This window comes from Novosphingobium sp. BF6 (assembly GCF_058273105.1).
On sequence record NZ_CM177775.1, the window covers coordinates 2,633,410 to 2,658,457 of the forward strand.

21 protein-coding genes are annotated in these 25,048 nt (G+C 66.3%); 7 read left to right on the forward strand and 14 right to left on the reverse strand.

From position 1 onward, the window contains the following. Positions 1 to 25: 25 nt before the first annotated feature. The 10 genes from ahcY to AC4D6D_RS12980 all read right to left on the reverse strand — a co-directional run bounded on the left by ahcY (position 26) and on the right by AC4D6D_RS12980 (position 12,518). Positions 26 to 1,474, reverse strand: coding sequence for an adenosylhomocysteinase (gene ahcY / locus AC4D6D_RS12935; protein ID WP_491325625.1), 1,449 nt, complete (start codon positions 1,472 to 1,474; stop codon positions 26 to 28). Positions 1,475 to 1,595: 121 nt separating this feature from the next. Beyond that, complete coding sequence (katG, locus tag AC4D6D_RS12940) at positions 1,596 to 3,797, reverse strand: catalase/peroxidase HPI (protein ID WP_491325626.1); 2,202 nt, start codon at positions 3,795 to 3,797, stop codon at positions 1,596 to 1,598. A 688-nt stretch (positions 3,798 to 4,485) separates the two neighbouring features. Beyond that, positions 4,486 to 5,496 (reverse strand): 2-hydroxyacid dehydrogenase, encoded by a 1,011-nt coding sequence (locus tag AC4D6D_RS12945; protein WP_491325627.1) that lies wholly within the window; start codon positions 5,494 to 5,496, stop codon positions 4,486 to 4,488. 74 nt (positions 5,497 to 5,570) lie between these two features. Beyond that, positions 5,571 to 6,578 carry a L,D-transpeptidase gene (locus tag AC4D6D_RS12950; protein WP_147215641.1) on the reverse strand — a complete coding sequence of 336 codons (1,008 nt, stop codon included), beginning with the start codon at positions 6,576 to 6,578 and terminating at the stop codon, positions 5,571 to 5,573. A gap of 31 nt (positions 6,579 to 6,609) precedes the next feature. Then, positions 6,610 to 6,873, reverse strand: a complete 264-nt coding sequence (locus tag AC4D6D_RS12955) for a GlsB/YeaQ/YmgE family stress response membrane protein (RefSeq protein ID WP_147215643.1) — start codon at positions 6,871 to 6,873, stop codon at positions 6,610 to 6,612. A 144-nt stretch (positions 6,874 to 7,017) separates the two neighbouring features. Beyond that, the gene (gene fabI, locus AC4D6D_RS12960) at positions 7,018 to 7,767 is read right to left on the reverse strand and encodes an enoyl-ACP reductase FabI (RefSeq protein WP_491325628.1); all 750 of its coding nucleotides are present in this window, start codon (positions 7,765 to 7,767) and stop codon (positions 7,018 to 7,020) included. A 10-nt stretch (positions 7,768 to 7,777) separates the two neighbouring features. Continuing rightward, complete coding sequence (locus tag AC4D6D_RS12965; protein WP_491325629.1) at positions 7,778 to 8,986, reverse strand: ABC transporter permease; 1,209 nt, start codon at positions 8,984 to 8,986, stop codon at positions 7,778 to 7,780. Beyond that, entirely contained in the window at positions 8,986 to 9,708 is a 723-nt protein-coding gene (locus AC4D6D_RS12970) for an ABC transporter ATP-binding protein (protein ID WP_491325630.1), read from the reverse strand. The genes AC4D6D_RS12965 and AC4D6D_RS12970 overlap by 1 nt, the downstream gene beginning before the upstream one ends. A 10-nt stretch (positions 9,709 to 9,718) precedes the next feature. Then, the gene (locus tag AC4D6D_RS12975; RefSeq protein ID WP_491325631.1) at positions 9,719 to 11,041 is read right to left on the reverse strand and encodes an efflux RND transporter periplasmic adaptor subunit; all 1,323 of its coding nucleotides are present in this window, start codon (positions 11,039 to 11,041) and stop codon (positions 9,719 to 9,721) included. Position 11,042: 1 nt separating this feature from the next. Next, on the reverse strand, positions 11,043 to 12,518 hold the full coding sequence (locus AC4D6D_RS12980; protein ID WP_491325632.1) for an efflux transporter outer membrane subunit: 1,476 nt from the start codon (positions 12,516 to 12,518) through the stop codon (positions 11,043 to 11,045). Positions 12,519 to 12,680: 162 nt separating this feature from the next. Here AC4D6D_RS12980 and AC4D6D_RS12985 point away from each other — a divergent pair, with 162 nt between their 5' ends. Both AC4D6D_RS12985 and AC4D6D_RS12990 read left to right on the forward strand, forming a co-directional pair. Continuing rightward, the gene (locus tag AC4D6D_RS12985; RefSeq protein WP_491327247.1) at positions 12,681 to 13,577 is read left to right on the forward strand and encodes a LysR family transcriptional regulator; all 897 of its coding nucleotides are present in this window, start codon (positions 12,681 to 12,683) and stop codon (positions 13,575 to 13,577) included. Positions 13,578 to 13,691: 114 nt separating this feature from the next. Beyond that, on the forward strand, positions 13,692 to 14,177 hold the full coding sequence (locus AC4D6D_RS12990; RefSeq protein ID WP_491325633.1) for a tetratricopeptide repeat protein: 486 nt from the start codon (positions 13,692 to 13,694) through the stop codon (positions 14,175 to 14,177). A gap of 142 nt (positions 14,178 to 14,319) precedes the next feature. On the opposite strand, the gene AC4D6D_RS12995 is transcribed toward AC4D6D_RS12990, so the two are convergent. Further along, complete coding sequence (locus AC4D6D_RS12995) at positions 14,320 to 15,309, reverse strand: aldo/keto reductase (protein WP_491325634.1); 990 nt, start codon at positions 15,307 to 15,309, stop codon at positions 14,320 to 14,322. 243 nt (positions 15,310 to 15,552) lie between these two features. On the opposite strand from AC4D6D_RS12995, the gene AC4D6D_RS13000 reads away from it, so the two are divergent. Then, positions 15,553 to 16,407: an aldose 1-epimerase gene (locus tag AC4D6D_RS13000; protein WP_491325635.1), complete on the forward strand. Its 855-nt coding sequence runs from the start codon at positions 15,553 to 15,555 to the stop codon at positions 16,405 to 16,407. A gap of 2 nt (positions 16,408 to 16,409) precedes the next feature. Here AC4D6D_RS13000 and hutC read toward each other — a convergent pair whose 3' ends face one another. Both hutC and AC4D6D_RS13010 read right to left on the reverse strand, forming a co-directional pair. Beyond that, positions 16,410 to 17,126: a histidine utilization transcriptional repressor HutC gene (hutC, locus tag AC4D6D_RS13005; RefSeq protein WP_491325636.1), complete on the reverse strand. Its 717-nt coding sequence runs from the start codon at positions 17,124 to 17,126 to the stop codon at positions 16,410 to 16,412. After that, positions 17,123 to 18,493, reverse strand: a complete 1,371-nt coding sequence (locus tag AC4D6D_RS13010; protein WP_491325637.1) for a formimidoylglutamate deiminase — start codon at positions 18,491 to 18,493, stop codon at positions 17,123 to 17,125. Before AC4D6D_RS13010 ends, hutC begins: the two co-directional genes overlap by 4 nt. A gap of 82 nt (positions 18,494 to 18,575) precedes the next feature. On the opposite strand from AC4D6D_RS13010, the gene hutI reads away from it, so the two are divergent. The 4 genes from hutI to hutU are packed head-to-tail and all read left to right on the forward strand — an operon-like array spanning position 18,576 to position 23,785. Then, positions 18,576 to 19,775, forward strand: a complete 1,200-nt coding sequence (gene hutI / locus AC4D6D_RS13015) for an imidazolonepropionase (RefSeq protein ID WP_491325638.1) — start codon at positions 18,576 to 18,578, stop codon at positions 19,773 to 19,775. Then, a complete protein-coding gene (gene hutH / locus AC4D6D_RS13020) occupies positions 19,772 to 21,301 on the forward strand; it encodes a histidine ammonia-lyase (protein ID WP_491325639.1) in 1,530 nt (509 codons plus the stop codon). The genes hutI and hutH overlap by 4 nt, the downstream gene beginning before the upstream one ends. Then, positions 21,301 to 22,104 carry an N-formylglutamate deformylase gene (gene hutG, locus AC4D6D_RS13025; protein WP_491325640.1) on the forward strand — a complete coding sequence of 268 codons (804 nt, stop codon included), beginning with the start codon at positions 21,301 to 21,303 and terminating at the stop codon, positions 22,102 to 22,104. The genes hutH and hutG overlap by 1 nt, the downstream gene beginning before the upstream one ends. Before the next feature lie 16 nt (positions 22,105 to 22,120). Next, positions 22,121 to 23,785: a urocanate hydratase gene (gene hutU, locus AC4D6D_RS13030; RefSeq protein WP_491325641.1), complete on the forward strand. Its 1,665-nt coding sequence runs from the start codon at positions 22,121 to 22,123 to the stop codon at positions 23,783 to 23,785. A gap of 179 nt (positions 23,786 to 23,964) precedes the next feature. On the opposite strand, the gene AC4D6D_RS13035 is transcribed toward hutU, so the two are convergent. Beyond that, complete coding sequence (locus tag AC4D6D_RS13035; protein ID WP_491325642.1) at positions 23,965 to 24,996, reverse strand: patatin-like phospholipase family protein; 1,032 nt, start codon at positions 24,994 to 24,996, stop codon at positions 23,965 to 23,967. Positions 24,997 to 25,048: the final 52 nt, after the last annotated feature.

The window sequence follows — 25,048 nt, forward strand, 5'->3', positions numbered from 1 at the left end:
CGTTAGCCAATCAGTGCCTTACCGATCAGTAGCGGTAGTGGTCCGGCTTGAACGGACCCGCTTCCGGCACGCCGATGTAGTCGGCCTGCTTCTTCGACAGCTTGGTGAGCTTCACGCCCAGCTTTTCGAGGTGCAGCGCGGCGACCTTTTCGTCGAGGTGCTTGGGCAGCACGTAGACTTCGTTCTTGTAGTCGTCGTTCTTGGTGAACAATTCGATCTGCGCCAGCGTCTGGTTGGTGAAGCTGGAGGACATCACGAAGCTGGGGTGGCCGGTGGCGCAGCCCAGGTTCACCAGACGGCCCTTGGCGAGGATGATGATCTGCTTGCCGTCAGGGAAAGTGACGAGGTCGGTGCCCGGCTTCACTTCCTTCCAGTCGTAGTTGTCGAGCGCCGAAATCTGGATCTCGGAGTCGAAGTGACCGATGTTGCAGACGATCGCCTTGTCCTTCATCGCGGCCATGTGCTCGCCGGTGATGACGGAGTCGTTGCCGGTCGCGGTGACGAAGATGTCGCAGCGGGTCACGGCTTCTTCCATGGTGACGACTTCATAGCCTTCCATGGCAGCCTGCAGGGCGCAGATCGGATCGATCTCGGTGACCATCACGCGCGCGCCGCCGTTGCGCAGCGAAGCGGCCGAACCCTTGCCGACGTCGCCGAAACCGGCAACGCAGGCGACCTTGCCGGCCAGCATCACGTCGGTGGCGCGGCGGATCGCGTCGACCAGCGATTCCTTGCAACCGTAAAGGTTGTCGAACTTCGACTTGGTGACAGAGTCGTTCACGTTGATCGCGGGGAACGGCAGCTTGCCGTCCTTGGCGAGGTGGTACAGGCGGTGGACGCCGGTGGTGGTTTCTTCCGAAACGCCCTTGATCGCCTTGACGGTGGCGGTCAGGTAGCCCGGCTTCGCCTTCAGGAAGGCATTGAGCGCGCGAACGAATTCGATCTCTTCGGCGTTCGAGGGTTCGAACAGCGCTTCGCCCGCTTCGACGCGCGCGCCCCACAGGGCGAACATGGTGGCGTCGCCGCCGTCGTCGAGGATCAGGTTGCAGGTCAGATCGGCGTCGGCTTCGCTGGTCCAGTCGAAGATCTTGCCGACGTAGTCCCAGTAGTCGGCCAGCGATTCACCCTTGATCGCGTAGACCGGGATACCGGCGGCGGCGATGGCGGCGGCGGCGTGGTCCTGGGTCGAGAAGATGTTGCAGGTGGCCCAGCGGACGTCGGCGCCGAGCGCGACCAGCGTCTCGATCAGAACGGCGGTCTGGATCGTCATGTGCAGCGAGCCGGTGATGCGCGCGCCCTTGAGCGGCTGCGACGCGCCGAATTCCTCGCGCAGCGCCATCAGGCCCGGCATTTCGGTTTCGGCGATGGCAATCTCGGTACGGCCGAAATCGGCGAGCGAGATATCGGTAATGGCGTAGTCGTGGGCGATCTGGGCAGTGGCCACGGGAAGCTCCTGGTACGTTGGACGTTGCATGGGGACACCGCGCGTAGGCCCGGCGTCCCCGAATGCATCGTCCCTACCCCGTCAGCTTTCGCGACGCAAATATAAAGATATCTTTATATGCTTCGCGAAAGTTGCGGTGGAGCACGCAAATTCACTTCAAATCGAAGCGATCGGCATTCATCACCTTACACCAGGCGGTCACGAAGTCCCTGAGGAATCGCGGCCCGGCGTCCGACTCCGCATAGACCTCGCTGAGCGCCCGGAGCTGCGAGTTCGAGCCGAACACGAGGTCCGTCCGCGTCGCCGTCCACCTGGGCTGGTTGCTGGCGCGGTCGGTGCCGGTGAATGTCTCGTCCGCCTCATCGTCCACCTGCTTCCACGCCGTGCCCATGTCGAGCAGATTGACGAAGAAGTCGTTGGTGAGCTGCCCCGGCCGGTCGGTGAAAACACCGTCCGTCCTGCCGCCGTGATTGGCGCCGAGCACCCGCAACCCGCCGACCAGCGCCGTCATTTCCGCCGCGCCGAGGCCGAGCAATTGCGCGCGGTCGATCAGCAGTTCCTCGGTCGGCACCGTGAACGCGACCTGGAGGTAGTTGCGGAAACCGTCCACGCGCGGCTCGAGCACCGCAAAGCCGTCCACATCGGTCTGCTCCTGCGAGGCATCGGTGCGGCCGGGCACGAACGCGACGTCGAGCGGGGTTCCCGCATCGGCCGCCGCTTTCTCGATCCCCACGCCGCCGCCCAGCACGATGAGATCGGCGATCGAGACCTTGCGCCCCGAAGCGCCGCCGTCGAACCCGGCCTTGATCCTCTCATAGACGCCGAGGACTTTCGCCAGCTTCTCCGGCTCGTTCACCTCCCAGTCCTTCTGCGGGGCGAGACGGATGCGCCCGCCATTGGCGCCGCCGCGATGGTCCGAACCGCGATAGGTCGAGGCCGAGGCCCAGGCGGTCGAGACCAGTTCCGCGACCGTGAGGCCCGAGGCGAGAATTTCCCGCTTGAGCGCCGCCACGTCCTCGCCGGTAATGACGGGGCCGTCCGCCGCCGGGATCGGGTCCTGCCAGAGCAGGTCTTCCGCCGGAACTTCCGGGCCGAGGTAACGCGCCTTGGGTCCCATGTCGCGGTGGCAGAGCTTGAACCAGGCCCGCGCGAAGGCATCCCCGAAATAGGCGGGGTCGGCGCGGAACTTCTCCAGAATCCTGCGATATTCGGGATCGACCTTGAAGGCCATGTCGGCGGTGGTCATCATTGTCGGCAGGCGCCGTTCGGGGCTATGCGCTCCGGGCGCGAGGTCCTCCGGCTTCTGATTCACCGGCTGCCACTGCTGCGCCCCTGCCGGACTGCGGACCAGTTCGTATTCGTAGTCGAGCAGCATGTGCAGGTAGCTCATGTCCCACTTGGTCGGCGTCGGCGTCCAGGCGCCTTCGAGGCCCGAGGTGATCGTGTGATCGCCAAAGCCGCTTTCATGGCCGCTCTGCCAGCCGAGGCCCTGCTGGGCGATATCCGCGCCTTCCGGCTCGGCGCCGATCTTGGCGGCATCTCCCGCGCCATGGCACTTGCCGAACGTGTGGCCGCCCGCCGTAAGCGCGGCAGTCTCCTCGTCGTTCATGCCCATGCGCAGGAAAGTCTCGCGGATATCGCGGGCCGAGCCGATGGGGTCAGGCTCGCCGCCGGGGCCTTCGGGATTGACGTAGATGAGGCCCATCTGGATCGCCGCCAGCGGGTTTTCGAGCGCCATCTCCCGCTCCGGCTGGATGCGGGTTTCGGCGCCCTGCCCGACCCATTGTTCCTCGGTGCCCCAGTAGACGTCCTTCTCCGGTTCGAAGATGTCCTCGCGCCCGCCGCCGAAGCCGAAAGTCGGCCCGCCCATGGACTCGATGGCGACATTGCCGGTCAGGATCAGCAGGTCGGCCCAGGAGAGCTTGGCGCCGTACTTCTGCTTGATCGGCCAGAGCAGGCGGCGCGCCTTGTCGAGATTGGCATTGTCCGGCCAGGAATTGAGCGGGGCGAAACGCTGGTTGCCCGAGGAGGCGCCGCCGCGCCCGTCGCCGGTGCGGTAGGTGCCGGCGCTGTGCCAGGCCATGCGGATGAAGAACGGGCCGTAATGGCCGTAGTCGGCCGGCCACCAGGGCTGGCTGTTAGTCATCAGCGCGGTGAGATCGGCCTTCACCGCCGCATAGTCGAGCGACTGGAAGGCCCGCGCATAATCGAAGCCCTCGCCGAGCGGGCTGGCGCCGCTCTGAGGCAGGATGTCGAGGGAAAGCTGGTTGGGCCACCAGTCGCGATTGGTGCGGCCCAGGAGCGATCGTATCGGCGTGCCGTGCATCGGGCAGCCACTGGTCTTCGCGTCCATGTCGTTCTCCTTCCGGTCGGTACTGTTTGCCCACCCTGTTTCCGGGTGGTTCTGGAATGTCCGGTCATCGTCTCCAACGGCGCGCAGCTTGACAGATATGAGGCCGCGATCAAAGCGCGGGCTCGCGTTGCCGTCACGCGAAATTCCGATCATGGACCGGGGCGAAACTGATGAGAGAAACGGTCACGAGGCGCGGTTTTTCCGCCTCCTGTCGCGCTCGGTGGTGGTTGACAGGAGGCGGAAGTTGGCACGACAGGCGAGGCCCGTCGTTGCACCTCCGGGGCGGAGCCGTGCCCCGCCGAATGGCTGGAGCGATACGCTCCGTTCACGCCTGCTATCTCCCGGAATTATTACGGGCGCAAGACAAATATTCCCGTACCACCTTTGGCTATAGAATTACCCGTTTCTTGAATTAACCAAGATATGAGCAGCAATGAACACTGCAGCATGGTAACGATCACTGCAGCACGGCTGAAATCTCGCGAATAATTCTAGGCCGAACCTCCCCCAGCCCAGGCCCCACCGAACAAGCAGCACCAGCCTCAGAATTGGCATGACCGCCAGAAGCGGAAGCAGGCATTCCAAACTCGAGAGCAGTCGATCCGATTGCATCGGATCAACTCCTTTAAGTTTTTATTTTACAGCATTTTCCGAGTCATCAGGTGATTCCACCTGATTAGAAAATGCTCTAGGCCCTGCGCTCGGTGGGCACGGGATGGAGCGGCGTGCCGTCTCGCTCGAAAGCGCTGATGTTGCCGATCGTGGTCCCGGCGATGGCGGTCATCGCCTCGCGGGTAAAGAAGCCCTGATGGCCGGTGATGAGCACGTTCGGAAACGTCATCAGCCGCACGAAGACATCGTCGCGGATCACCTGATCGGACAGGTTCTCGAAGAACAGGTCTTCCTCTTCCTCGTAGACGTCCAGCCCGACATGACCGACTTTGCCGCTCTTCAGCCCGGCGATCACCGCGCGCGCATCCATCACCGCGCCGCGGCTGGTATTGATGAGCATGACGCCGGGCTTCATCTTCGCGATCGCCTCTCGGCCGATCAGGTGATGGGTCTCGGGCGTCAGCGGGCAATGCAGGCTGATCACGTCGCAGCGGGCGAGCAGTTCGTCCACGGTCACGTAGCGCCCGCCGAGCGCGGTCAGTTCCTCGCTCTCGAACGGATCGCTCGCCAGCACCTCGCAGCCGAAGCCCTTGAGAATGCGCGCGACGTTGATGCCGATCTTGCCGGTGCCGATCACCCCTGCGACCTTGCCCTTCAGATCGAAGCCGAGCAGGCCCTCCAGCGCGAAGTTGCCCTCGCGCACGCGGGCATAGGCCTTGTGGATCTTGCGGTTGAGCGAGAGGATCAACGCCACGGCGTGCTCGGCAATGGCATCGGGCGAATAGGCGGGGACGCGGCCGATCTGGAAACCGAGATCGCGCGCGGCGGCAAGGTCCACATTGTTGAACCCGGCACTGCGCAGAGCGATCATGCGGGTGCCGTTCGCGGCGAGGATTTCCAGTTCCGCGCGCCCGAGCTGGTCGTTCACGAAAGCGCAGACGCCCTCATGCCCCGCCGCGAGATGGGCGGTATGCGCATTGAGCCGAGGCTCCAGATAGAGCAGCGCATGCCCGGCGGCGGACTGTTCGTTGGCATGGTCGAGGAATTCACGGTCGTAAGGACGCGTGCTGAAGACCGCAACTTTCAAGGAAGTTCTCCAGTTATCAGGGCATTTTCCGAAGTATCATCGCAGGAGGGTCGCCCGGTTTCATGGGAGCGGCTTCACGGTAGCGGCTTCACCGCATCGATCACCGTCAGGTGCTCCAGCGGCCCCTCCCCCACGCGCGAGTTGGTGACGAGGATGGTCGTGCCGGGGGTCAGCACTGCCCTGACCTTCTCGTAGAACGGGCGCGGCAGGCGCAGGCGGTTGATCACCGCCTCGTCCACTTCGCGCCCCTCGTCCTCGGCGTGGCCGGGAAGACCGATATAGATCCAGCGCGGCTTGCCTTCGCGCAGGGCCATGGTGATGACATGGGAGCCGGGATCGTCGTCGTTCACTTCGGCCACGCTGCGGCCGATCTCCACCCCGCCGCGCAGCACCACGACGCGCTGGTCGAGCTTGGAGACGATGATCGAGAGCGGCCCGCTCGGCGCGAGCTGCGGGCGCCAGCGATATTGCTCGCCGCCGGTTAGCGGAGCGCGGTCCACCGGCTTGCCCTGCCCGTCGAACGGGGCCAGCAGGCTGTTGTCGCTGGTGCGGACATGGCTTTCCGCATCGCCCGCCACCACCACCGTCACGCCCAGCTTGGTGATCGCGAACAGTTCCTTCGCGAAACCGTAAGGCAGGTGGACGCAGCCGTGGCTCTCCGGATAGCCGGGCAGTCCGCCCGCATGGAGCGCCACGCCGTCCCAGGTCAGGCGCTGCTGATAGGGCATCGGCGCGTTGTTGTAGGTGCTCGACCGGTGCTTGGCGTCCTTCTGGAGGATCGTGAACACGCCGGTCGGCGTGGCGTGGCCGGACTTGCCGCTCGACACCGTGGTCGCGGCGATGCGCACGCCGTTGCGGTAGACGACGCCGATCTGGCGCGAGAGATCGACGTAGATCACCACCGGCCCGCTCGGCGAGACGCCCGGCGCCCAGACCCATTCGCCGGGCTTCAGATGCTCGATCCGCCGTGCGAATTCCGGCGGCGAACTGGCCTTCGCCCCTTGCGCCAGGACCGGTGGCGACCAGAGCGCAATAAACCCGACTGACGACGCCAGCAGCGCCGCCCGGTTCAATCCCCGCATTGCATTCCCTGTTATTGGTGAAACCGACGGTTCAGCGCACGCGCCCGCGCTGGATGAGATTGACGATGGCCAGCAGTACCACCGCGCCGATGAAGGCCACGATCAGGCCGACGATCGAGAATTCCTTGACCGATCCGGCAATGCCGAACCGGTTCGCGATCAGATTGCCGATCACCGAACCGACGCAGCCGACGACGATATTCCACAGGATGCCCATCGAGGCGTCCCGGTTCATGACCAGACTGGCCAGCCAACCGGCAATGCCGCCCACGATCAGTGCAATAATCCAGCCCATGACGTTCTCCCGATGAAAGTCCCGCGAAGAGGACGGAGATTTGGTCTTTACCTGAACAATTCTGCGGGGAAGCTGCGCCTGTCTTGCAGGAACGTCAACAGATACATCGGTATTTCTACCGTGCCGCGCGAGTATCGCCGCAAACTACCCCCCGGCGCTGTTGTAGCCGCTGTCGACGTAGATCGTCTGCCCGGTGACGAAGCGCGATTTCGGTCCCAGCAGGAAGGCGCCCATGTGGCCGATCTGCTCGATGGTCACGAGCTGGTGGAGCGGCGCCTTGTCCGCCGCCAGCCGCATCAGCTCGTCGAGGTGCGAAAGGCCCGAGGCGGCGCGGGTGCGCACCGGACCGGTCGAGAGCGCATTGACGCGAATGGCGCTCGGCCCGAGTTCGTCGGCGAGATAGCGCACGCTGGCTTCGAGCGCCGCCTTGACCGGCCCCATCAGCCCGTACCCCGGCACGACTTTCTCCGAACCGTAGAAGCTCATCGTCAGGATCGAGCCACCGCCCGCCATCAGCGGCTCGGCAAACCGCGCGAGGCGGATCAGCGAGTGGCAGGAAACGTCCATCGCCTTAGTGAAGCCCTCCACCGAACTGTCCACCACCCGGCCGTGCAGATCCTGCTTGGGCGCGAAGGCCACCGAGTGGAGCAGGAAGTCGAGGCTGCCCCAGCGCGCGGCGATCTCCGCAAAAAGCGCTTCCATCTGCTCGGGCGCGGTCACGTCCAGCGGCTGGAAGATCGGCGCGCCGAGCGCCTCTGCCAGCGGCTCGACATGAGGCCGCGCCCTCTCGCTCTGATAGGTGATCGCCAGTTCCGCGCCTTCCGCGTGCAGGGCCTCGGCGCAGCCGAAAGCGAGCGACTGGTCGTTCGCCATGCCAACGATCAAGCCGCGCATGGAATTCTCCTCATTCGTGCCGAAGGGCGTCGATCGGATTGAGGCTCGCCGCGCGGCGCGCCGGGAAGTAGCCGAAGATCACCCCGATCGCCGCCGAGACCGCAAAGGCGCCGAGGTTGACCACCGGGTCGAAAATCCACGGCAGATCCATCAACGGCGTCGCCACCCCGACCACCAGTTGCGCCAGCAAGAGGCCGATCAGCCCGCCGAGGCAGGACAGCACCACGGCCTCGACCAGGAACTGCATCAGCACTTCATTGGCGACGGCGCCGATGGCAAGGCGGATGCCGATCTCCCGCGTGCGCTCCGTCACCGAGACGAGCATGATGTTCATGATGCCGATCCCGCCGACCACCAGACTGATCGCGGCCACGGCGGCGACGATCCGGGTCAGCATCGTCGTGGTCTGGGTCAGGGTATCGGAAATCTGCTTGGTGTCGAAGATGTTGAAATCGTCGTCCTTGCCTTCGGTGATGTGCCGCCGCTCGCGCAGCAACCGGGTAAGGCTCTGCTGGACCTGCTCGCTCGAATAGTCGCCGTTCACGCCCACCAGGATCGTGCGGATCGAGGTCGAGCCGAGGAAGCGGCGCTGCACCGTCTTGAGCGGCATGATGACGATATCGTCCTGATCGCCGCCGAAGCCCGCCTGCCCTTTGGTGGTGAGCAGGCCGATCACGTCGCAGCTGACATCGCCGATGCGGAAGCGCTTGCCGATCGGATTGACGCCGCGGAACAGGTTGCTGCTGACGGTGGAGCCGATGATGCAGACCGACTTGCCCGCCGCCTCTTCCTCCGGGTTGAACAGGCGGCCCGACTGGAGCGGCCAGGGCTGGATCTTGAAATAGGCGGAGGTGGTGCCGTTGATCGTCGTCGACCAGTTGGCGCCTTCGTAGATCGCCCGCCCGCTGTAGGAGACTTGCGGCGCAACCGCGGTGACGCCGCCCACCTGCTGGCCGATCGCAACGATATCGGCGGGATCGAAGTCCTTGGGCGCCGGTCCGCCGCCGCCGCGACCGAAGCCCTGTCCGGGGCGGACCTGAAGTATATTGGTGCCGAGCGCGGCGATCTGCTGGGTCACCGCCGCCGTCGTCGCCTTGCCCAGCGTCACCATCGAGACCACCGCTCCGACGCCGATGACGATGCCCAGCATCGTCAGCAGCGAGCGCAGGACATGGCGGCGGATCGAACGAAGCGCGAGGAGGAAGACCGTGCCCAGCATCAGCCCGTCGCTCCGGAATGCACGCCGTTGGCCTGGTCTATGCGGTCGATCAGCCCATCCTTGAAATGGACGATCCGCCGCGCATATTCGGCCATGTCCGGCTCATGCGTGACCATCAGCACGGTGATCCCGGAATCGCGGTTGAGCGCGGCGAGGAACTCCATGATCTCCACCGAGCGCTGGCTATCGAGGTTGCCGGTCGGCTCGTCGGCCAGCAGGACCTCGGGCTGGGTGACGATAGCGCGGGCGATCGCCACGCGTTGCTGCTGGCCGCCCGAAAGCTCGCCCGGCGTGTGCCCGGCCCAGTCGGCAAGTCCCACCTTGTCGAGCGCCGCCATCGCTTCCTTACGGCGGTCCTGCTTGGCATCGCCCCGGTAGAGCAGCGGCAGTTCGACGTTCTCCAGCGCGGACGTGCGCGCCAGCAGGTTGAAGCCCTGGAACACGAAGCCAAGGTACTTGCGGCGCAGCAAGGCACGCTGGTCGCGGTCGAGGTTCTCGACGTGATGGCCATGGAACAGGAACTGCCCGGAGGTCGAGACATCGAGGCAGCCGAGGATGTTCATCATCGTCGACTTGCCCGAACCCGACGGCCCCATCACCGCCACGAAATCGCCCGCCATGATATCGAGATCGACGCCTTTCAGCGCCCGGAAGGCGGTCTCGCCGCTGCCGAAGACCTTGGTGATCCCGCGCAGCGAGATGATGGGATCGGGCGAAGTCATGCCCTGCCCCTCAGCTTCCCGAACCGGCAAGCTGGCCGGTCACGACCTGCATTCCGGGCTTGAGATCGCCCGAGACCACTTCGGTCTGCTGGCCATTGGTGCTGCCGGTGACGATCTCGATCGGCTGCGGCGTGCCATCGGCGCCGAGCACGTAGATGGTCTGGCGGGTGCCGCGATCGAGCGTCGCGCTCTTGGCGGCGCGCTGGCCGCGACGGGGCGGACGGAAGCCGATCGCATCGGTCACGCCGCCGCCCTTCTTCTTCGCGCTGGTCTGCGGGGTGAAGGACAGCGCGGCATTGGGGATCAGCAGAACGTTCTGCTTGTCCGACGTGACGATATCGGCGGTGGCGGTCATGCCGGGCCGCAGTTTCAGGTCCGCATTCGCGACCGAGAGATCGGCCGCATAGGATACCACCTGCCCGGTCGTGCTCGTCGTGCTGGCCGAGGAACTGGACGAGCTTGCCGAAGAGGCGGTGAGGTTCGACGCGATCTCGACGCGGGTGATCTTCGCCGGGAAGGTCTGGCCGGGGAAGGCATCCACGGTGAACTTCGCGCTTTGGCCTTCCTTCACGGTGCCGACGTCGGCCTCGTCGATGGCCACTTCCAGCTTCATCTTGCTGAGATCCTCGGCGATCACGAACAGGGTCGGCGTGTTGAACGAGGAGGCAACGGTCTGGCCGGGATCGACCTGCCGGGCCAGCACCACGCCCGAAACCGGCGAGATGATCCGCGCCCGCGCCCGCTGCGTCTGGTTCTGCGCCAGCGAGGCCTCTGCGGCGAGCACATTGGCCTGCGAGGTCTTGAGCGCGGCGGCGGCACGCTGCATGTCGGCGCGGCCCGCCTGAAGTTCGGTCTTCGACGGCACCTTGCCGCCCGACAGCCGCGAGACTTCCTCCAGCCGCGCCAGCTGCGCCTGCGATTCCGCCAGCGTCGCCCGCGCCTGCTCCACTTGCGCGCGGTTGGCGGCAAGCTGGGCCTGTCCCTGCCGGATCTGGTCCTCGATCTGCTCGGGATCGATCTCGGCGAGGACCTGCCCCTTCTCCACCCGGTCGTTCACGTCGACGAGGACTTTCACGACCAGACCGGAAAGCTGCGAGCCGACCGTCACCTGGGTGGTCGGCGCCAGCTTGCCGGTGGCCGAAACGCTGGTGACGAGTTGGCCGCGCTCCGCCTTCGTGGTCGCATAGCCCTGCTTCTCCGCACTGCCGAAGCAGCGCACCAGCAGCAGCGAGAGCAGCACCAGCACCGCAAGGCCGGTCCAGAACACCCATTTGCGCTGCCAGATCGGCCGCTTGTCCGCGCCCAGGAATTCGTCGAGTTTCGCGTCGGCCATCTCAGTTGTTTCCCCGGGGCTCTATTGCCAGCACGGTGTAATCGGAAGACGGGTCCCAGCCGCCGCCGAGCGCGTCGTAGAGCGCGATCAGCGCAGTAGCGCGATCGGAGCGCGCCTGGACCAGTCCGTTGCGCGCCGAGATCAGCGCGGATTCCTGCGTGTTGAGCGTGGTGAAGTCGGTCAGGCCGGAGCGGTACTGCGCCCGCGCCAACAGCGCCGAATTGTTCGAGGCGTCGAGCGCGATGGCGAACTGCCGCTCCCGCTCCTCCGCCGATTGCAGGGCGACGACCGCGTTCTCCACGTCTTCCAGCGCCGTCAGCACCGAGGACTTGTAGGCCGCGAAGGCGCCGTCCGCCGCCGCGCGGCTGGAGCGGACTTGCGCATTGAGCCGCCCGGCATTGAAGATCGCCTGGCTGATCCCGCCGAACAGGCCGCCGGTGATCGTGTCGAGCAGCCCGCCGAAGTTCGCGGCATTGGTGTCGAGACTGCCGCTGATGTTGAACTGGGGCAGGAGCTGCGCCTTGGCGACGCCGATCTGCGCGGTGGTGGCGGCAAGCTGGCGCTCCGCCGCGCGCACGTCGGGCCGCTGGCGCAGGACATTGGCGGGAATGCCGGAGCCGACCTGCTCCGGCCCCTTGGGAATAGGCTGCTCTGCCGCCATCACCGGCTTGACGCCTCCCGGCGCCTGCCCGGTCAGCACCGCGATGCGCGAGACGGCGGCGTTGTACTGCTGCTCGATCTGGGGAATGCCCGCGGCGGTCTGCGCCCGGCTGGCCCGCGCCTGCTCCTCGTCGACCGAGGACACGAGACCAGCCATCACCCGCCAGCCGGCGATCTGGAGGTTGTCGTCCTGAATGGAAAGGCTGGCCCGCGCATTGGCGAGCTGCGCCTGATAGGCACGCGCCAGCATGTAGTTGCGCGCGACTTCGCTTTCCACGGTGAGCAGGGTCGTCGCATAGTCGAAGCCCGAAGCCTCGAACTGCGCGCGGCTCGCTTCCACCGCGCGGCGATTGCCGCCGAACAGGTCGAGCTGGTAGCTGGCGTCGAGCCCGAGCGAGAAACTGGTGCGCCCGCCCCCGCCGGTAGTGATGACGGTGCCGTCAGGCTGCGTCAGCGTGGCCCCGCCGCCGCGAAGCGGTTCGGTGCGGTTGACGCTGCCCGAGCCGCTGACCGAAGGAAACAGCGCCGCCCGGCTGATGATGAGCGATTCCCGCGCCTGTCGCAGCCGCGCGAGGGCCTGTTCCAGATCGAGATTGGCGGCGGCGGCCTGCTCGACGAGGCCGGTCAGCACCGGATCGTCGAAATTGCGCCACCAGCGCGTCAGGTCCTCGGCCTGCGGCGGCGCCGTGACCGACCACTGGTCCGGCACGCCCAGTTCGGGCGCGCTCCTGACCTTGTAATCAGGACCGACCGCGCAGCCTGCCAGCAGGCCTGCCGCGAGCGGAACGAAAAGAAGACGATCGAATCCGGCTCGCAAGATCATCGGGCTCCAGGGTGATCCCTCGACGAGTTGCGAAGTTGATCTGTTTCGCGAGGAAAGGTCAATAAAAAGCTGCGCCGATACAAAGTCTTGTCGGATCCTGATGTTCCCGGCGCTTTTTCGGGGAATCCGCATGACAGTCATGATATGCGCGCATCAATGCACCGCGAACATCTCGCCGACCTGACTGCCTTCATCGCCGTTGCCGACGAGGGCAGCTTCACCCGCGCCGCCGCCAAGCTGGGTTCCTCTCAATCGGCGCTGAGCCATACGATCAGGCGACTGGAATCGCGGCTCGGGGTGCGGCTGCTCTCGCGCACCACCCGCGCGGTCTCGCCCACCGAGGCGGGCGAGCGCCTGCTCGCCACCCTGCGGCCGGCGATGGACGAAATCGCCATGGGCCTCGCCACCGTCAGCGAGCTGCGCGACAAGCCTGCGGGCACCGTGCGCCTGACCGCCTCGGAGCACGCGGCCCATTCCGTGATCTGGCCGGTGCTTCGCGACTTCCTGCCGCTCTATCCCGAGATCAACGTCGAGTTGAACATCGATCCCGGCTTCGTGGATATCGTCGCCGAGCGCTTCGACGCGGGCGTTCGCCTCGGCGAATCGATCGCGCGGGACATGATCGCGGTGCGCATCGGCCCGCACGCCCGGCTCGTGCCGGTCGCCTCGCCGGACTATATCGCGCGTCGCGGCATTCCCGAAACCCCGCACGACCTTGCCGCGCACCAGTGCATCAACTTGCGCTTCCGCACGCGGGGCAGCATCTTCGCCTGGGAGTTCGAGAAGGACGGCCGGGAACTCAACGTCCGCGTCGACGGCCAGCTGACCTTCGACAGCATGGCGATGATCCTGCAAGCCGCGCTGGACGGCGCCGGGATCGCCATGATGATGGACACTTACGCCAAGCCGCATATCGACGCCGGAAGGCTGGTGCCTCTGCTCGACGACTGGTGCCAGCCGTTCTCGGGCTACCACCTCTACTACCCCAGCCGCCGCCAGCCCTCCGCCGCGTTCCGCCTGCTGGTGGACGCCCTGCGCTATCGGGGAGAGTAGAGGGTTTGCGGTTTCGATGGCGGATCGGTGCGGGTTCTATGTGGAACCCGGCTTTCCGGATTCGCCGACAAAACTGACGTTGGCATTTCGGGAGGCGAGTGGCATTCTCAGTCAATGGTAGACACCAGAGCCCTTTTCCAAATCGGAGACGCTGCTGAAGAGGCTGGAAACTTCGCACACGCTCGCGCAGCCTTTGAACGCGGCGCTGCTCTGGGCGACGGAGATTGTCTCACACGCCTCGCTTACCTTTTCGACACTGGAGCTGGCGTCGAAGCGGACAAATCTACCGCAATGCGGCTCTACCAACGTGCTTGGCGTAGGGAGCATAGCATCACGGCGGGCTCAAACATCGCCATCCTATATCGTGAACGAAAAGAGTGGCGGTCCATGTTCCGATGGTGGCAGCGGGTTGCGAAAACCGGTGATGGAAGTTCTCAATTGGAAATGGCGAAGTGTTACTTTCGGGGGCGCGGAGTGAGGCGCGACGTGCAGGCAGCACTCCGCTGCCTCGCGATTGCCGAAAGTTCGGTCTACATCAGTGAGTACGAGCGAGACCTGACGCGACGTCTTTTGCGTAAGCTCCGCCCACGGCGGGTTTAAATCAGCTTGGGTGTACCACTGCTGATAATGTCTGCTCCCCCGACATTCCGGCCATTCCACTCGCTCCATCTGCTCCCTGTTATCGGACATAAACCGGCCCGACGCATGACGAACCGGCCGGGTCACCCCGGCCGGTTCCCGTTCATCGCCCGATCGTCGCCATGAGTTCGGGTGGGTAGCGGTCGCCCTCCACCTGGATGGCGTCGGCGGCGGTCCGGAGATCGACCAGTTCCTGCGTCGACAATTCCACTTCGGCGGCAGCGATGTTCTCTTCCAGCCGGTGAAGCTTGGTGGTGCCGGGGATCGGCACGATCCAGGACTTCTGCGCCAGCAGCCAGGCCAGCGCGATCTGCGCGGGCGTTGCGCCCTTGGTCTCGGCGACAGACTTGAGCAGATCGACCAGCGCCTGGTTCTTCTCCATCGCCTCGGGCGTGAAGCGCGGCAGGCGGCTGCGGAAATCGCCCTCGCCGAGGCTGGTTTGGCTGCTCATGGCCCCGGTCAGGAACCCCTTGCCCAGCGGCGAATAGGGCACGAGGCCGATACCGAGTTCCTCGCAGGCCTCAAGAATGCCGTTGCTCTCCACCCCTCGCTCCCAGAGCGAATATTCGTTCTGGAGCACCGCCACCGGCTGCACCGCATGGGCGCGGCGGACGGTCGCGGCGCCGGGTTCGGACATGCCGAAGTGGCGCACCTTGCCCTCGGCGATCAGGTCCTTGACGGTGCCCGCCACATCCTCGATCGGCACGGCGGGATCGACTCGGTGCTGGTAGAACAGGTCGATCACCTCGACACCCAGCCGCTTGAGCGAGGCATCGGCCACGGCGCGGATCTGCTCGGGACGGCTGTTCAGGCCCTTCATCTCGCCATCGACGATATCGAAGCCGAACTTGGTGGCGATCGTCACCCGGTCCCGCACCGGCCGCAGTGCCTCGCCGACCATTTCCTCATTGGTATAGGGGCCGTAGACTTCGGCGGTGTCGAAGAAGGTCACGCCGCGATCGACGGCGGCGCGGATCAGGGCGACGCCCTCGTCCTTGCTCACTTTGGTCGCATAACCGAAATCGAGGCCCATGCAGCCGAAGCCGAGGGCCGATACTTCGAGGCCGCTGCGGCCGAGAATGCGGGTCTTCATGGAATTTCTCCTTGGAAAGGCGCCGTCCGGGGGACGACGGCGCCCAACGGCAAGATAGGCCGATGCCGCTCCCACGATTAGCCCGGCAAACGAGAACGCCGTGATGAAAGGAACGCATCAATCGCACGCATTGCCGCGTCTTCACCGCCCGGACTTGCCAGCAAGCCTTTGTTAGCGCTACCTCCGTTCCGCCAGCCCGGCCATCAAGGCCTGCGGCAGTCCCATGGGAGTGGACCGGAAGCGATGACCATCCTCGAAGCACACGGCTATCGGCTGGAACTGGCCCCCGAACGCGGCGGCTCCATGCTGCGGCTGGACTGGCGCGGCGAGGCGCTGATGCGGCCGGTCTGCGGGGAGACGATCTTCGATGTCGCCAGCTTCCCGCTGGTGCCCTTCTCCAACCGCATCGCCCGCGGGCGCTTCAATACCGGCGCGCGCAAGGGCACGATCGCACCGAACTTTCCCGGCTCCGACCATCCCCATCCGCTCCACGGCTTCGGCTGGCTTTCGGCGTGGGAAGTGGTGGAGCAGAACGAAACCCAAGCCGTACTCGAACACGCCTACCCCGGCGGTGAATGGCCCTGGCCCTACCGCGCGCGCCAGACCTTCGAACTCGGCGAGGAAGGTGTGAAGACGACGCTTTCGATCACCAATCTCGGTGAGGCGACTATGCCCGCCGGACTGGGCTTCCACCCCTATTTCCCGCGCGATGCGACGACCCTCTATCGCGGGCTGCACCACGGCGAGTGGTACAACACCCCCGACTGCCTGCCGAGTTCGCTCGACGAGCACGAGGAAGCCATCGACTGGTGGCAGGGCGCCCCGGTCGGCAGCCGCGCGGTCGACACCGCCTATACCGGACGCGAGGGCCTTCTCGAAATCGACTGGCCCGCGCGCGGCCTCGGCCTGACGATCGCGCCTTCGCAGGAACTGGCGACCACGGTGGTCTTCACGCCCGAGGGGCAGGACTATTTCTGCGTCGAGCCAGTCAGCCACGCCACCGATGCGATCAACCGCGCGCCGGAAACGATGCTCTGGCTGGAACCGGGCGAGACGGCAGAAGTGAGCATGACGATCACCGCGCGCACCCTGACCTGAGATCAGGCCTCCCGGCGCGCGCCCGGTCCGAAGTGCGCGGTCAGTTCGTAGGCCCCGGCGACGAAAAGCTGGCGGACATACGTGATCGGCTCCGAGCCGCGCCAGGTCTTGCGCGCCACGCAGAGGCATGGCTCGCCCGGCTCCACCGCCAGCGCGCGCGCCTCGGCAGCGCTCGCCCCGTTCGCGGTGATATGGGCGTCGGCCTCGGTCCAGGGGACATGTTCCAGCAGCCAGGTGCCGGGCGAGGAACCGGTGAAGTCCGCCGCCGAAATCTCCGGCACGGCGGCGACGTTCACGAAGCGGTGTTCCCACGCAAAGGGGGTGCCGTCGGCGAAATGCACGCCTTCCAGTTCGAGCAGCGGCACCGCGCGGTCCACTTTCCACTCCAGCCGCGCCTGCCCGCCGGTCAGTTCGCGCCGCAAGCCGAGATCGAAGCGATAGGCCTGCCCGCGCTCGGCCACTTGCGCGCCGATATCGGGAATATCCATGGCCATCGCGTGGACGCGCGGCCGTGCGACGAACGTCCCCGCCTTCTTGCGCCGGTCCACCAGACCCGCGGTGGCGAGCGCGGTCAGCGCCTTGTTCACCGTCATGCGCGCGCAGTCGTAATGCGCCATCAGCGCCTGCTCGGTCGGCAAGCGCGCGCCGGGGTCCAGCGCGCCGGAAAGGATGCGCGTCTCGAAATCCTGACGGATGCGTTCGTGGAGCGGTAAGTTCACCCGATCAGCCTGCCCAACTTGTCCCTGTAGCGCCGGACGACCGCGTCCCGCGCAAGGTGACGGCCTCCGCTTACCACTTGCGCGCCGAAGCGCCAGACGCAATCCACTGCGCTCCGTCCTGCCGCAAATACCAGCCCGTCGAGCAGGCGCTCGCTGCCGCGCATCGCCAGCGAGGGATGATCGAGGTCCAAGGAAACGGCATCGAACGGCAAGCCGATGGAAAGCCCGCCCTTTACGCCGAGCGCCTGCGCGCCGCCCTCCGCCGCCTGACGCCAGAGCGTCTCGCCGGTGGAGCGCATCTCACGGCTCGCGACAATATTGCGTCCGCGATGCTGGAGCCGCTGGCCATACTCGAACAGCCGCAGTTCCTCGGCGGCATCGATCAGCACGTTCGAGTCGCTGCCCACGCCCCAGCGCCCGCCCGCATCCAGATAGGCCCGCGCCGGAAACAGCCCGTCGCCAAGGTTCGCCTCGGTGATCGGGCAAAGCCCCGAGACCGCGCCGCTGCGGGCGAACCGCCGGGTCTCCTCCTCGGTCATGTGCGTCGCGTGGACGAGGCACCAGCGCGCATCCACTTCGGCATGATCGAGCAACCATTCCACCGGTCGCTGCCCGCTCCAGGCGAGACAGTCCGCTACCTCGCGGACCTGCTCGGCAATGTGGATGTGGATCGGCCCGGCGCCCGCCATCGCCTCCAGCGCCGCCAGTTGCTGGGGCGAGACGGCGCGCAGACTGTGGGGCGCTAGGCCGACCACCGCATCGTCCAGCCCGCTCACCGCCTGCCGCGCCCCATCCAGCAGCCGCGCGAAGCCGTCGAGGTCATGGAGGAAGCGCCGCTGGCCCGTGCTCGGCGGCTGCGCGCCGAAGCCGGAATGGGCGTAGAACACCGGCAGCAGCGTCAGACCCAGCCCGACCTCTGCCGCCGCGCGGGCGATCGCCGCGCTCATCTCGGCGGGGTCGGCATAGGCACGGCCTTCGGGATCGTGGTGGAGATAATGAAATTCGCCGACCCGGGTGAAACCGCTCTCCAGCATCTCCAGATAGGCCATGGCGGCCACCGCATGGAGGTCGTCCGGCGTCATCCGGTCGAGGAAACGGTACATGACCTCGCGCCAGGTCCAGAAACTGTCGTCCGTATCGCCGCGCTGCTCGGCCAGTCCCGCCATGCCGCGCTGGAAGGCATGGCTATGGAGATTGCCGAGACCGGGGATCACGCAAGCATGGCGCTCGTCGCCCGCCTGCGCCGCCGCGCCGCTCTCGATGGCGGAAATCCGCCCTTTTTGGACTATGAAACGCACGTCGGCGGCCCAGCCGTGGTCCAGCAGCGCCGTTCCGGCAAAGATCGAACGGGCGGGGTTTTCGGCCATGGCGGGAAGCTCCTTCGTTATTTTGTCTATACATTAAACCCGGCCGATGCAATAACCGGGACAACAGGAGGATGGACTCGTCATGCGCTGCGACAGGCTCTGGAGAAACGCCCGGCTGGCCACGATGACGGGCGACTCGATGCGCCTGGTCGAACAGGGCGTAATTGCGTCGCGGGCCGGACTGATCTTGTACGCCGGTCCGGAGGCCGAGGCTCCTTCATTCGAAGCTGCCGAAACGATCGACTGTGAAGGGCGCTGGATCACGCCGGGCCTGATCGATTGCCACACCCACCTCGTCTTCGGCGGCGATCGCTCGCGCGAGTTCGAACTGCGGCTGGAAGGCGCCTCCTACGAGGAAATCGCCCGTGCCGGAGGCGGCATAGTCTCGACCATGAAGGCCACGCGGGCCGCCAGCCAGGACGATCTGGTCGCCTCCGCCCTGCCCCGGCTCGATGCACTGATCGCGGAAGGCGTGACCACCGTCGAGGTGAAGTCGGGCTACGGCCTCGACCTCGCCAGCGAACTCAAGATGCTGCGCGCCGCGCGGCGGCTGGGCGAAGTGCGCCCCGTGCGCATCGTCACCACCTTCCTCGGCGCCCATGCGCTTCCCCCTGAGTTCGCGGGCGATGCGGAGGGCTACATCGACCACATCTGCAAGGTCATGCTGCCCGCCGTGGCCGAAGCAGGCCTTGCCGACGCGGTGGATGCCTTTTGCGAGGGCATCGGCTTCTCGCCCGCCCAGACCGAGCGCCTGTTCGTCGCCGCCAAGGCGCATGGACTGCCGGTGAAGCTCCATGCCGAGCAGCTTTCCAACCTCCACGGCGCCGCCCTCGCCGCCCGCCACCATGCGCTCTCGGCGGACCATCTGGAGCACCTCGACCGCGCAGGCATTGTCGCCATGGCGGCATCCGGCACGGTCGCCACACTGCTACCGGGCGCCTATTATTTCTGCCGCGAGACCGTGCTGCCGCCGGTCGACGCCCTGCGCGAGGCGCGCGTGCCGATCGCGCTCGCGACCGACTGCAACCCCGGCACGTCGCCGCTGACCTCGCTGCTGCTGGCGATGAACATGGGCGCGACCCTGTTCCGCCTCACCGTGCCCGAATGCCTCGCCGCCGTGACGCACAATGCCGCGCAGGCGCTGGGCCTTTCCCACCGGCTCGGCACGCTCGAACCCGGCAAGGCCTGCGACCTTGCGATCTGGGACATCGAGCGCCCGGCCGACCTCGTTTACCGCATGGGCTTCAATCCGCTCCATGCGCGCATCTGGAGTGGACAATGAACGACATCCTTCTCACGCCCGGAGACGTGAGCCTCGCCGCATGGCGCGCGGTCTATCGCGGCGCCAGCGTGACGCTCGACCTGGCCTGTGCCCCGCGCGTGGCCGAGAGCGCCGCCGCCGTGGCGCGCATCCTGGCCAAGGGCGAGCCGGTATACGGCATCAACACCGGCTTCGGTAAGCTCGCCAGCGTGCGTATCGGCGACGAGGACCTCGCCACGCTCCAGCGCAACATCGTGCTCAGCCACGCGGCCGGCACGGGCGAGCCTTCGCCGGTCCCGGTGATCCGCCTGATGATGGCGCTGAAGCTCGCCAGCCTCGCGCAAGGCGCCTCGGGCGTGCGCCCCGAGACCGTCGCCCTGCTCGAAGCGATGCTGGCCAAGGGCCTGACCCCGGTGGTGCCCTCGCAAGGGTCGGTCGGCGCCAGCGGCGATCTCGCCCCGCTCTCGCACATGGCTGCGACGATGATCGGCGTGGGCGAGATCATGCTCGCAGGCGAGCGTCTGCCTGCTGCTGAGGCCCTGTTCCGCGCCGGTCTCGCGCCGCTCGAACTCGGCCCGAAGGAAGGCCTCGCGCTGCTCAACGGCACCCAGTTCTCTACCGCCAATGCTCTGGCCGGGCTGTTCGAGGCCGAACTGCTGTTCCGCTCCGCGCTCGTCACCGGCGCGCTCTCGACCGAAGCGGCCAAAGGTTCCGACACTCCGTTCGACCCGCGCATCCACGCGCTGCGCCGCCATCGCGGCCAGATCGAGGTGGCCGATGCCCTGCGTGGCCTGATGTCCGGTTCCGCGATCCGCGCCAGCCATGTCGAGAACGACGCCCGCGTGCAGGACCCCTATTGCCTGCGCTGCCAGCCGCAAGTCATGGGCGCCGCGCTCGACGTGCTGCGCCAGGCGGCGACGACACTGGAGATCGAGGCCAACGGCGTTTCCGACAACCCGCTCATCTTCCCGGAAGCCGACGAAGCCCTTTCCGGCGGCAACTTCCACGCCGAACCGGTCGCCTTCGCCGCCGACATGATCGCGCTGGCCGTCTGCGAGATCGGCTCGATCTCCGAACGCCGCATCGCCATGCTGGTCGACCCGGCGCTCTCCGGCCTGCCCGCCTTCCTGACGCCGCGCCCCGGCCTCAATTCGGGCTTCATGATCCCGCAAGTGACCGCCGCCGCGCTGGTCTCGGAGAACAAGCAGAAGGCCTATCCGGCCTCGGTGGACTCGATCCCGACTTCGGCCAATCAGGAAGACCACGTCTCAATGGCCGCCCACGGCGCGCGCCGTCTGCTCTCGATGGTGGAGAACGCGACCGCCGTGATCGGCATCGAACTGCTCGCCGCCGCACAGGGCATCGAGTTCCACGCGCCGCTCGCCTCCAGCACCTGGCTCGAAGCCGCGCGCGGCGTGCTGCGCGCCGAGGTCCCCGCACTGGACGACGACCGCCATTTCCACCCGGACATGGAAGCGGCCAACCTGTTGATCCGCTCCGGCGCGCTGGCGGAGACGGCGGCGGACCTGCTCCCGGCGATTTCGTGATGGCACCTTTCGTTCTCCATCGCGGGGAGTCGCCGCTCATCGTCGCCTTTCCACATGTCGGCACCGATCTTGCGGACATCGGCCCGGCCTTCCGCTCGGAATGGCTGGCGCGGCGCGATGCCGACTGGTGGGTGGACGACCTCTACGCCTTCGCCCGCGAGCTTGGCGCGACAACGATTGCGGCGCGCATTTCGCGCAGCGTGATTGACCTCAACCGGGATCCTTCGGGCGCCTCGCTCTATCCGGGGCAGGCGACGACGGAACTCTGCCCGACGACCACCTTCGACGGCGAACCGCTCTACAAAGACGGTGCACCGGACGAAGCCGAGATCGCCCGCCGCCGCACGCTCTGGTTCGATCCGTACCATGCCGCGCTCACTGCCGAGATCGAACGACTGCGCGCGCTGCACGGCAAGGTCGTGGTCTACGACGCGCACTCGATCCGCAGCCATGTGCCCCGCCTGTTCGATGGCGAATTGCCGCAGTTCAACATTGGCACCAACCTCGGCCAGACCTGCGATCCGGCGCTTTCCGCCGCCGTGGTCGACGTCTGCAAGGCGAGCGGCCTCACCCACGTTCTGGACGGCCGTTTCCGTGGCGGCTGGACCACGCGGCGCTACGGGCAGCCCGAAAGCGGCGTCCATGCGATCCAGATGGAACTCGCCATTCGCGGCTACATGGATGAGCCCGAAGTGCCGAGCGAAGCCAACTGGCCCCTTCCCTATTCGGCGGCGCGCGCCGCCGCCCTCACCCCGATCCTGCAAGACGTGCTGAAGGCCGCCATCGCCTTCGCCCGCACCTGACCTGAGGAACACGCCCATGACCCGCCTCGACAACAGCCGCGTCATCAAGCCCGCGACCGGCACCGAACTCTCCGCGAAATCGTGGCTCACCGAAGCGCCGCTGCGGATGCTGATGAACAACCTCCACCCCGACGTGGCCGAGAACCCTGCGGAACTGGTGGTCTACGGCGGCATCGGCCGCGCAGCGCGCAACTGGGAAAGCTACGACAAGATCGTCGAGACCCTGCGCCGCCTGAACGAGGACGAGACGCTGCTGGTCCAGTCCGGCAAGCCGGTCGGCGTATTCCGCACCCATGCCGATGCACCGCGCGTGCTGATCGCCAATTCCAACCTCGTGCCGGAATGGGCAAACTGGGAGCACTTCAACGAACTCGATAAGCGCGGCCTTGCCATGTACGGCCAGATGACCGCCGGTTCGTGGATCTACATCGGCACGCAGGGCATCGTTCAGGGCACGTACGAGACGTTCGTCGAAATGGGCCGCCAGCACTACGGCGGCGACCTTTCGGGCAAGTGGCTGCTGACGGCGGGTCTTGGCGGCATGGGCGGCGCCCAGCCGCTGGCCGCCGTGATGGCGGGCGCCTCGTGCCTTGCCATCGAATGCCAGCCCAGCCGCATCGAAATGCGCCTGCGCACCGGCTATCTCGACCTCGCCGCCGAGACCATCGACGAAGCCATGGCGATCATCGAAAAGGCCAATGCCGAGAAAAAGCCGGTCTCCGTCGGCCTGCTCGGCAACGCCGCCGAACTGTTGCCGGAGATGTTCGCGCGCGGCATTCGTCCCCACCTGCTGACCGACCAGACCAGCGCCCACGATCCCGTCAACGGCTATCTCCCCGCCGGCTGGACCGTCGCCGAATGGATCGAGCGGCGCGAGCGTGAACCGGAAGCGGTCGCCAAGGCGGCCAAGGCCTCCATGGCGGTCCACGTGCAGGCCATGCTGGACTTCCAGGCGGCGGGCGTGCCCACCACCGACTACGGCAACAATATCCGCCAGATGGCCAAGAACGAAGGCGTCGAGAACGCCTTCGACTTCCCCGGCTTCGTGCCCGCCTATATCCGCCCGCTGTTCTGCCGCGGCGTGGGGCCGTTCCGCTGGGCCGCGCTCTCCGGCGATCCCGAGGACATCTACAAGACCGACGCCAAAGTGAAGGAACTGCTGCCCGACCACGCGCACCTGCACAACTGGCTCGACATGGCGCGCGAGAAGATCCAGTTCCAGGGCCTGCCCGCGCGCATCTGCTGGGTCGGTCTGGGTGACCGCCACCGGCTCGGCCTCGCCTTCAACGAGATGGTGGCGAACGGCGAACTCAAGGCCCCGGTCGTCATCGGCCGCGATCACCTCGACAGCGGCTCGGTCGCCTCGCCCAACCGCGAGACCGAGGCCATGCGTGACGGTTCGGACGCGGTTTCGGACTGGCCGCTGCTCAACGCCCTGCTGAACACCGCCAGCGGCGCAACCTGGGTTTCGCTGCACCACGGCGGCGGCGTCGGCATGGGCTATTCGCAGCATTCGGGCATGGTGATCGTCGCCGACGGCACCGAAGCGGCGGCCAAGCGTCTGGAGAGGGTGCTGTGGAACGATCCGGCGACGGGGGTGATGCGCCACGCCGATGCCGGGTACGACATCGCGCTGGATTGCGCGCGGGAGAAAGGGCTGGATTTGCCGGGTATTCTCTGAGGATACGGTTAAAATTGGGGAGGACGCGCAAGCAACCCCCGCGTCCTCCCACTTCGTCATCCTGAACTTGTTTCAGGATCCATTTCTGACCATCAGCGGCGGCCTGTTCGGCACGATGGATTCTGAAACAAGTTCAGGATGACGGAGCTTATGGTTCGACGCGGGCGCGGGAACGCGGCCTACCCCGGCCCGAAGCGGCTCGCCAGATCGACAGTACTTTCCTTGCCCAGCCGCTCGATCGATGTCTCGCACCAGCGCCGGGCCGCCGCCTCGCCCGCATCGCGCAGGGTCAGCAGCAGATGTCGCACCGGCAGCAGCTTGCTCTGAGCGGGCATGGCCGCAAGCGTTTCCTCGTCATGGATCTCGTGAAAACGCAGCCGCTCCACTTGCGCGATCAGGCCATCCTTGGCGCGGGTGCGCCCGAGCGAGGATTGCAGCAGGAACAGCCCCTGCAATTCCTTGCGCATGGACTGGTTGAAGCCGATCTCGGTAATCCGGTCGACGATCCCGGCAGCATTGCGCGGCGTCTGGTCGCGCACTTGCGGATTGACGGTAATCAGCAGCAGATCGTCGTTCGCGCTTTCCAGCACCAGCGGCACGAGCGGCGGATTGGCGCTATAGCCGCCGTCCCAATAGTCCTTGCCGTCGATCGTCACCGGCGGAAAATAGAGCGGCAGACAGGCCGAAGCGAGCAAGGCCTCGGTCGTGAGGTCCTGCTTGTGGAAGATACGCGCCGTGCCGCTCTGCGCATTGGTGGCGGAAATGAACAGCGGCGGCGCTTCGGCGCTGGCGATGGCCGCGAAATCGACGTGTTCCTCGATGATCTTGCGCAGGATTTCCTGCAATTCGCGCCCCATTTCCGGCGAACCATGGGCCGTACCGAGATCGCCGAACATCGTGTTCCACCACGAGGACATCGCCCGCGTCGTCTCCGGAAACGCCTCGATCATCGGGATCAGCGGCCCCGCCTCGCGGCCGGAGCGGTTGAGTTCCTTCCAGAACGAGCGCAGCCGCTCCCGAGCGCCTTCCGCCCCGCCGCAGACGAGGCCCGAAACCAGCACCGCCGCGTTCATCGCCCCCGCGCTTGCCCCGCTGACCGCGCCCACCGCTAGGCGCGGTTCCTGGAGCAGTCCGTCGAGCACACCCCAGGTGAAGGCGCCATGTGCGCCTCCGCCCTGAAGCGCGAGATCGAGGCTATGAGGCTTTTCCATGCGGGCCATTTGCGTGCTCACTCATGCTGCATTGCAACATGGAAATTCATAG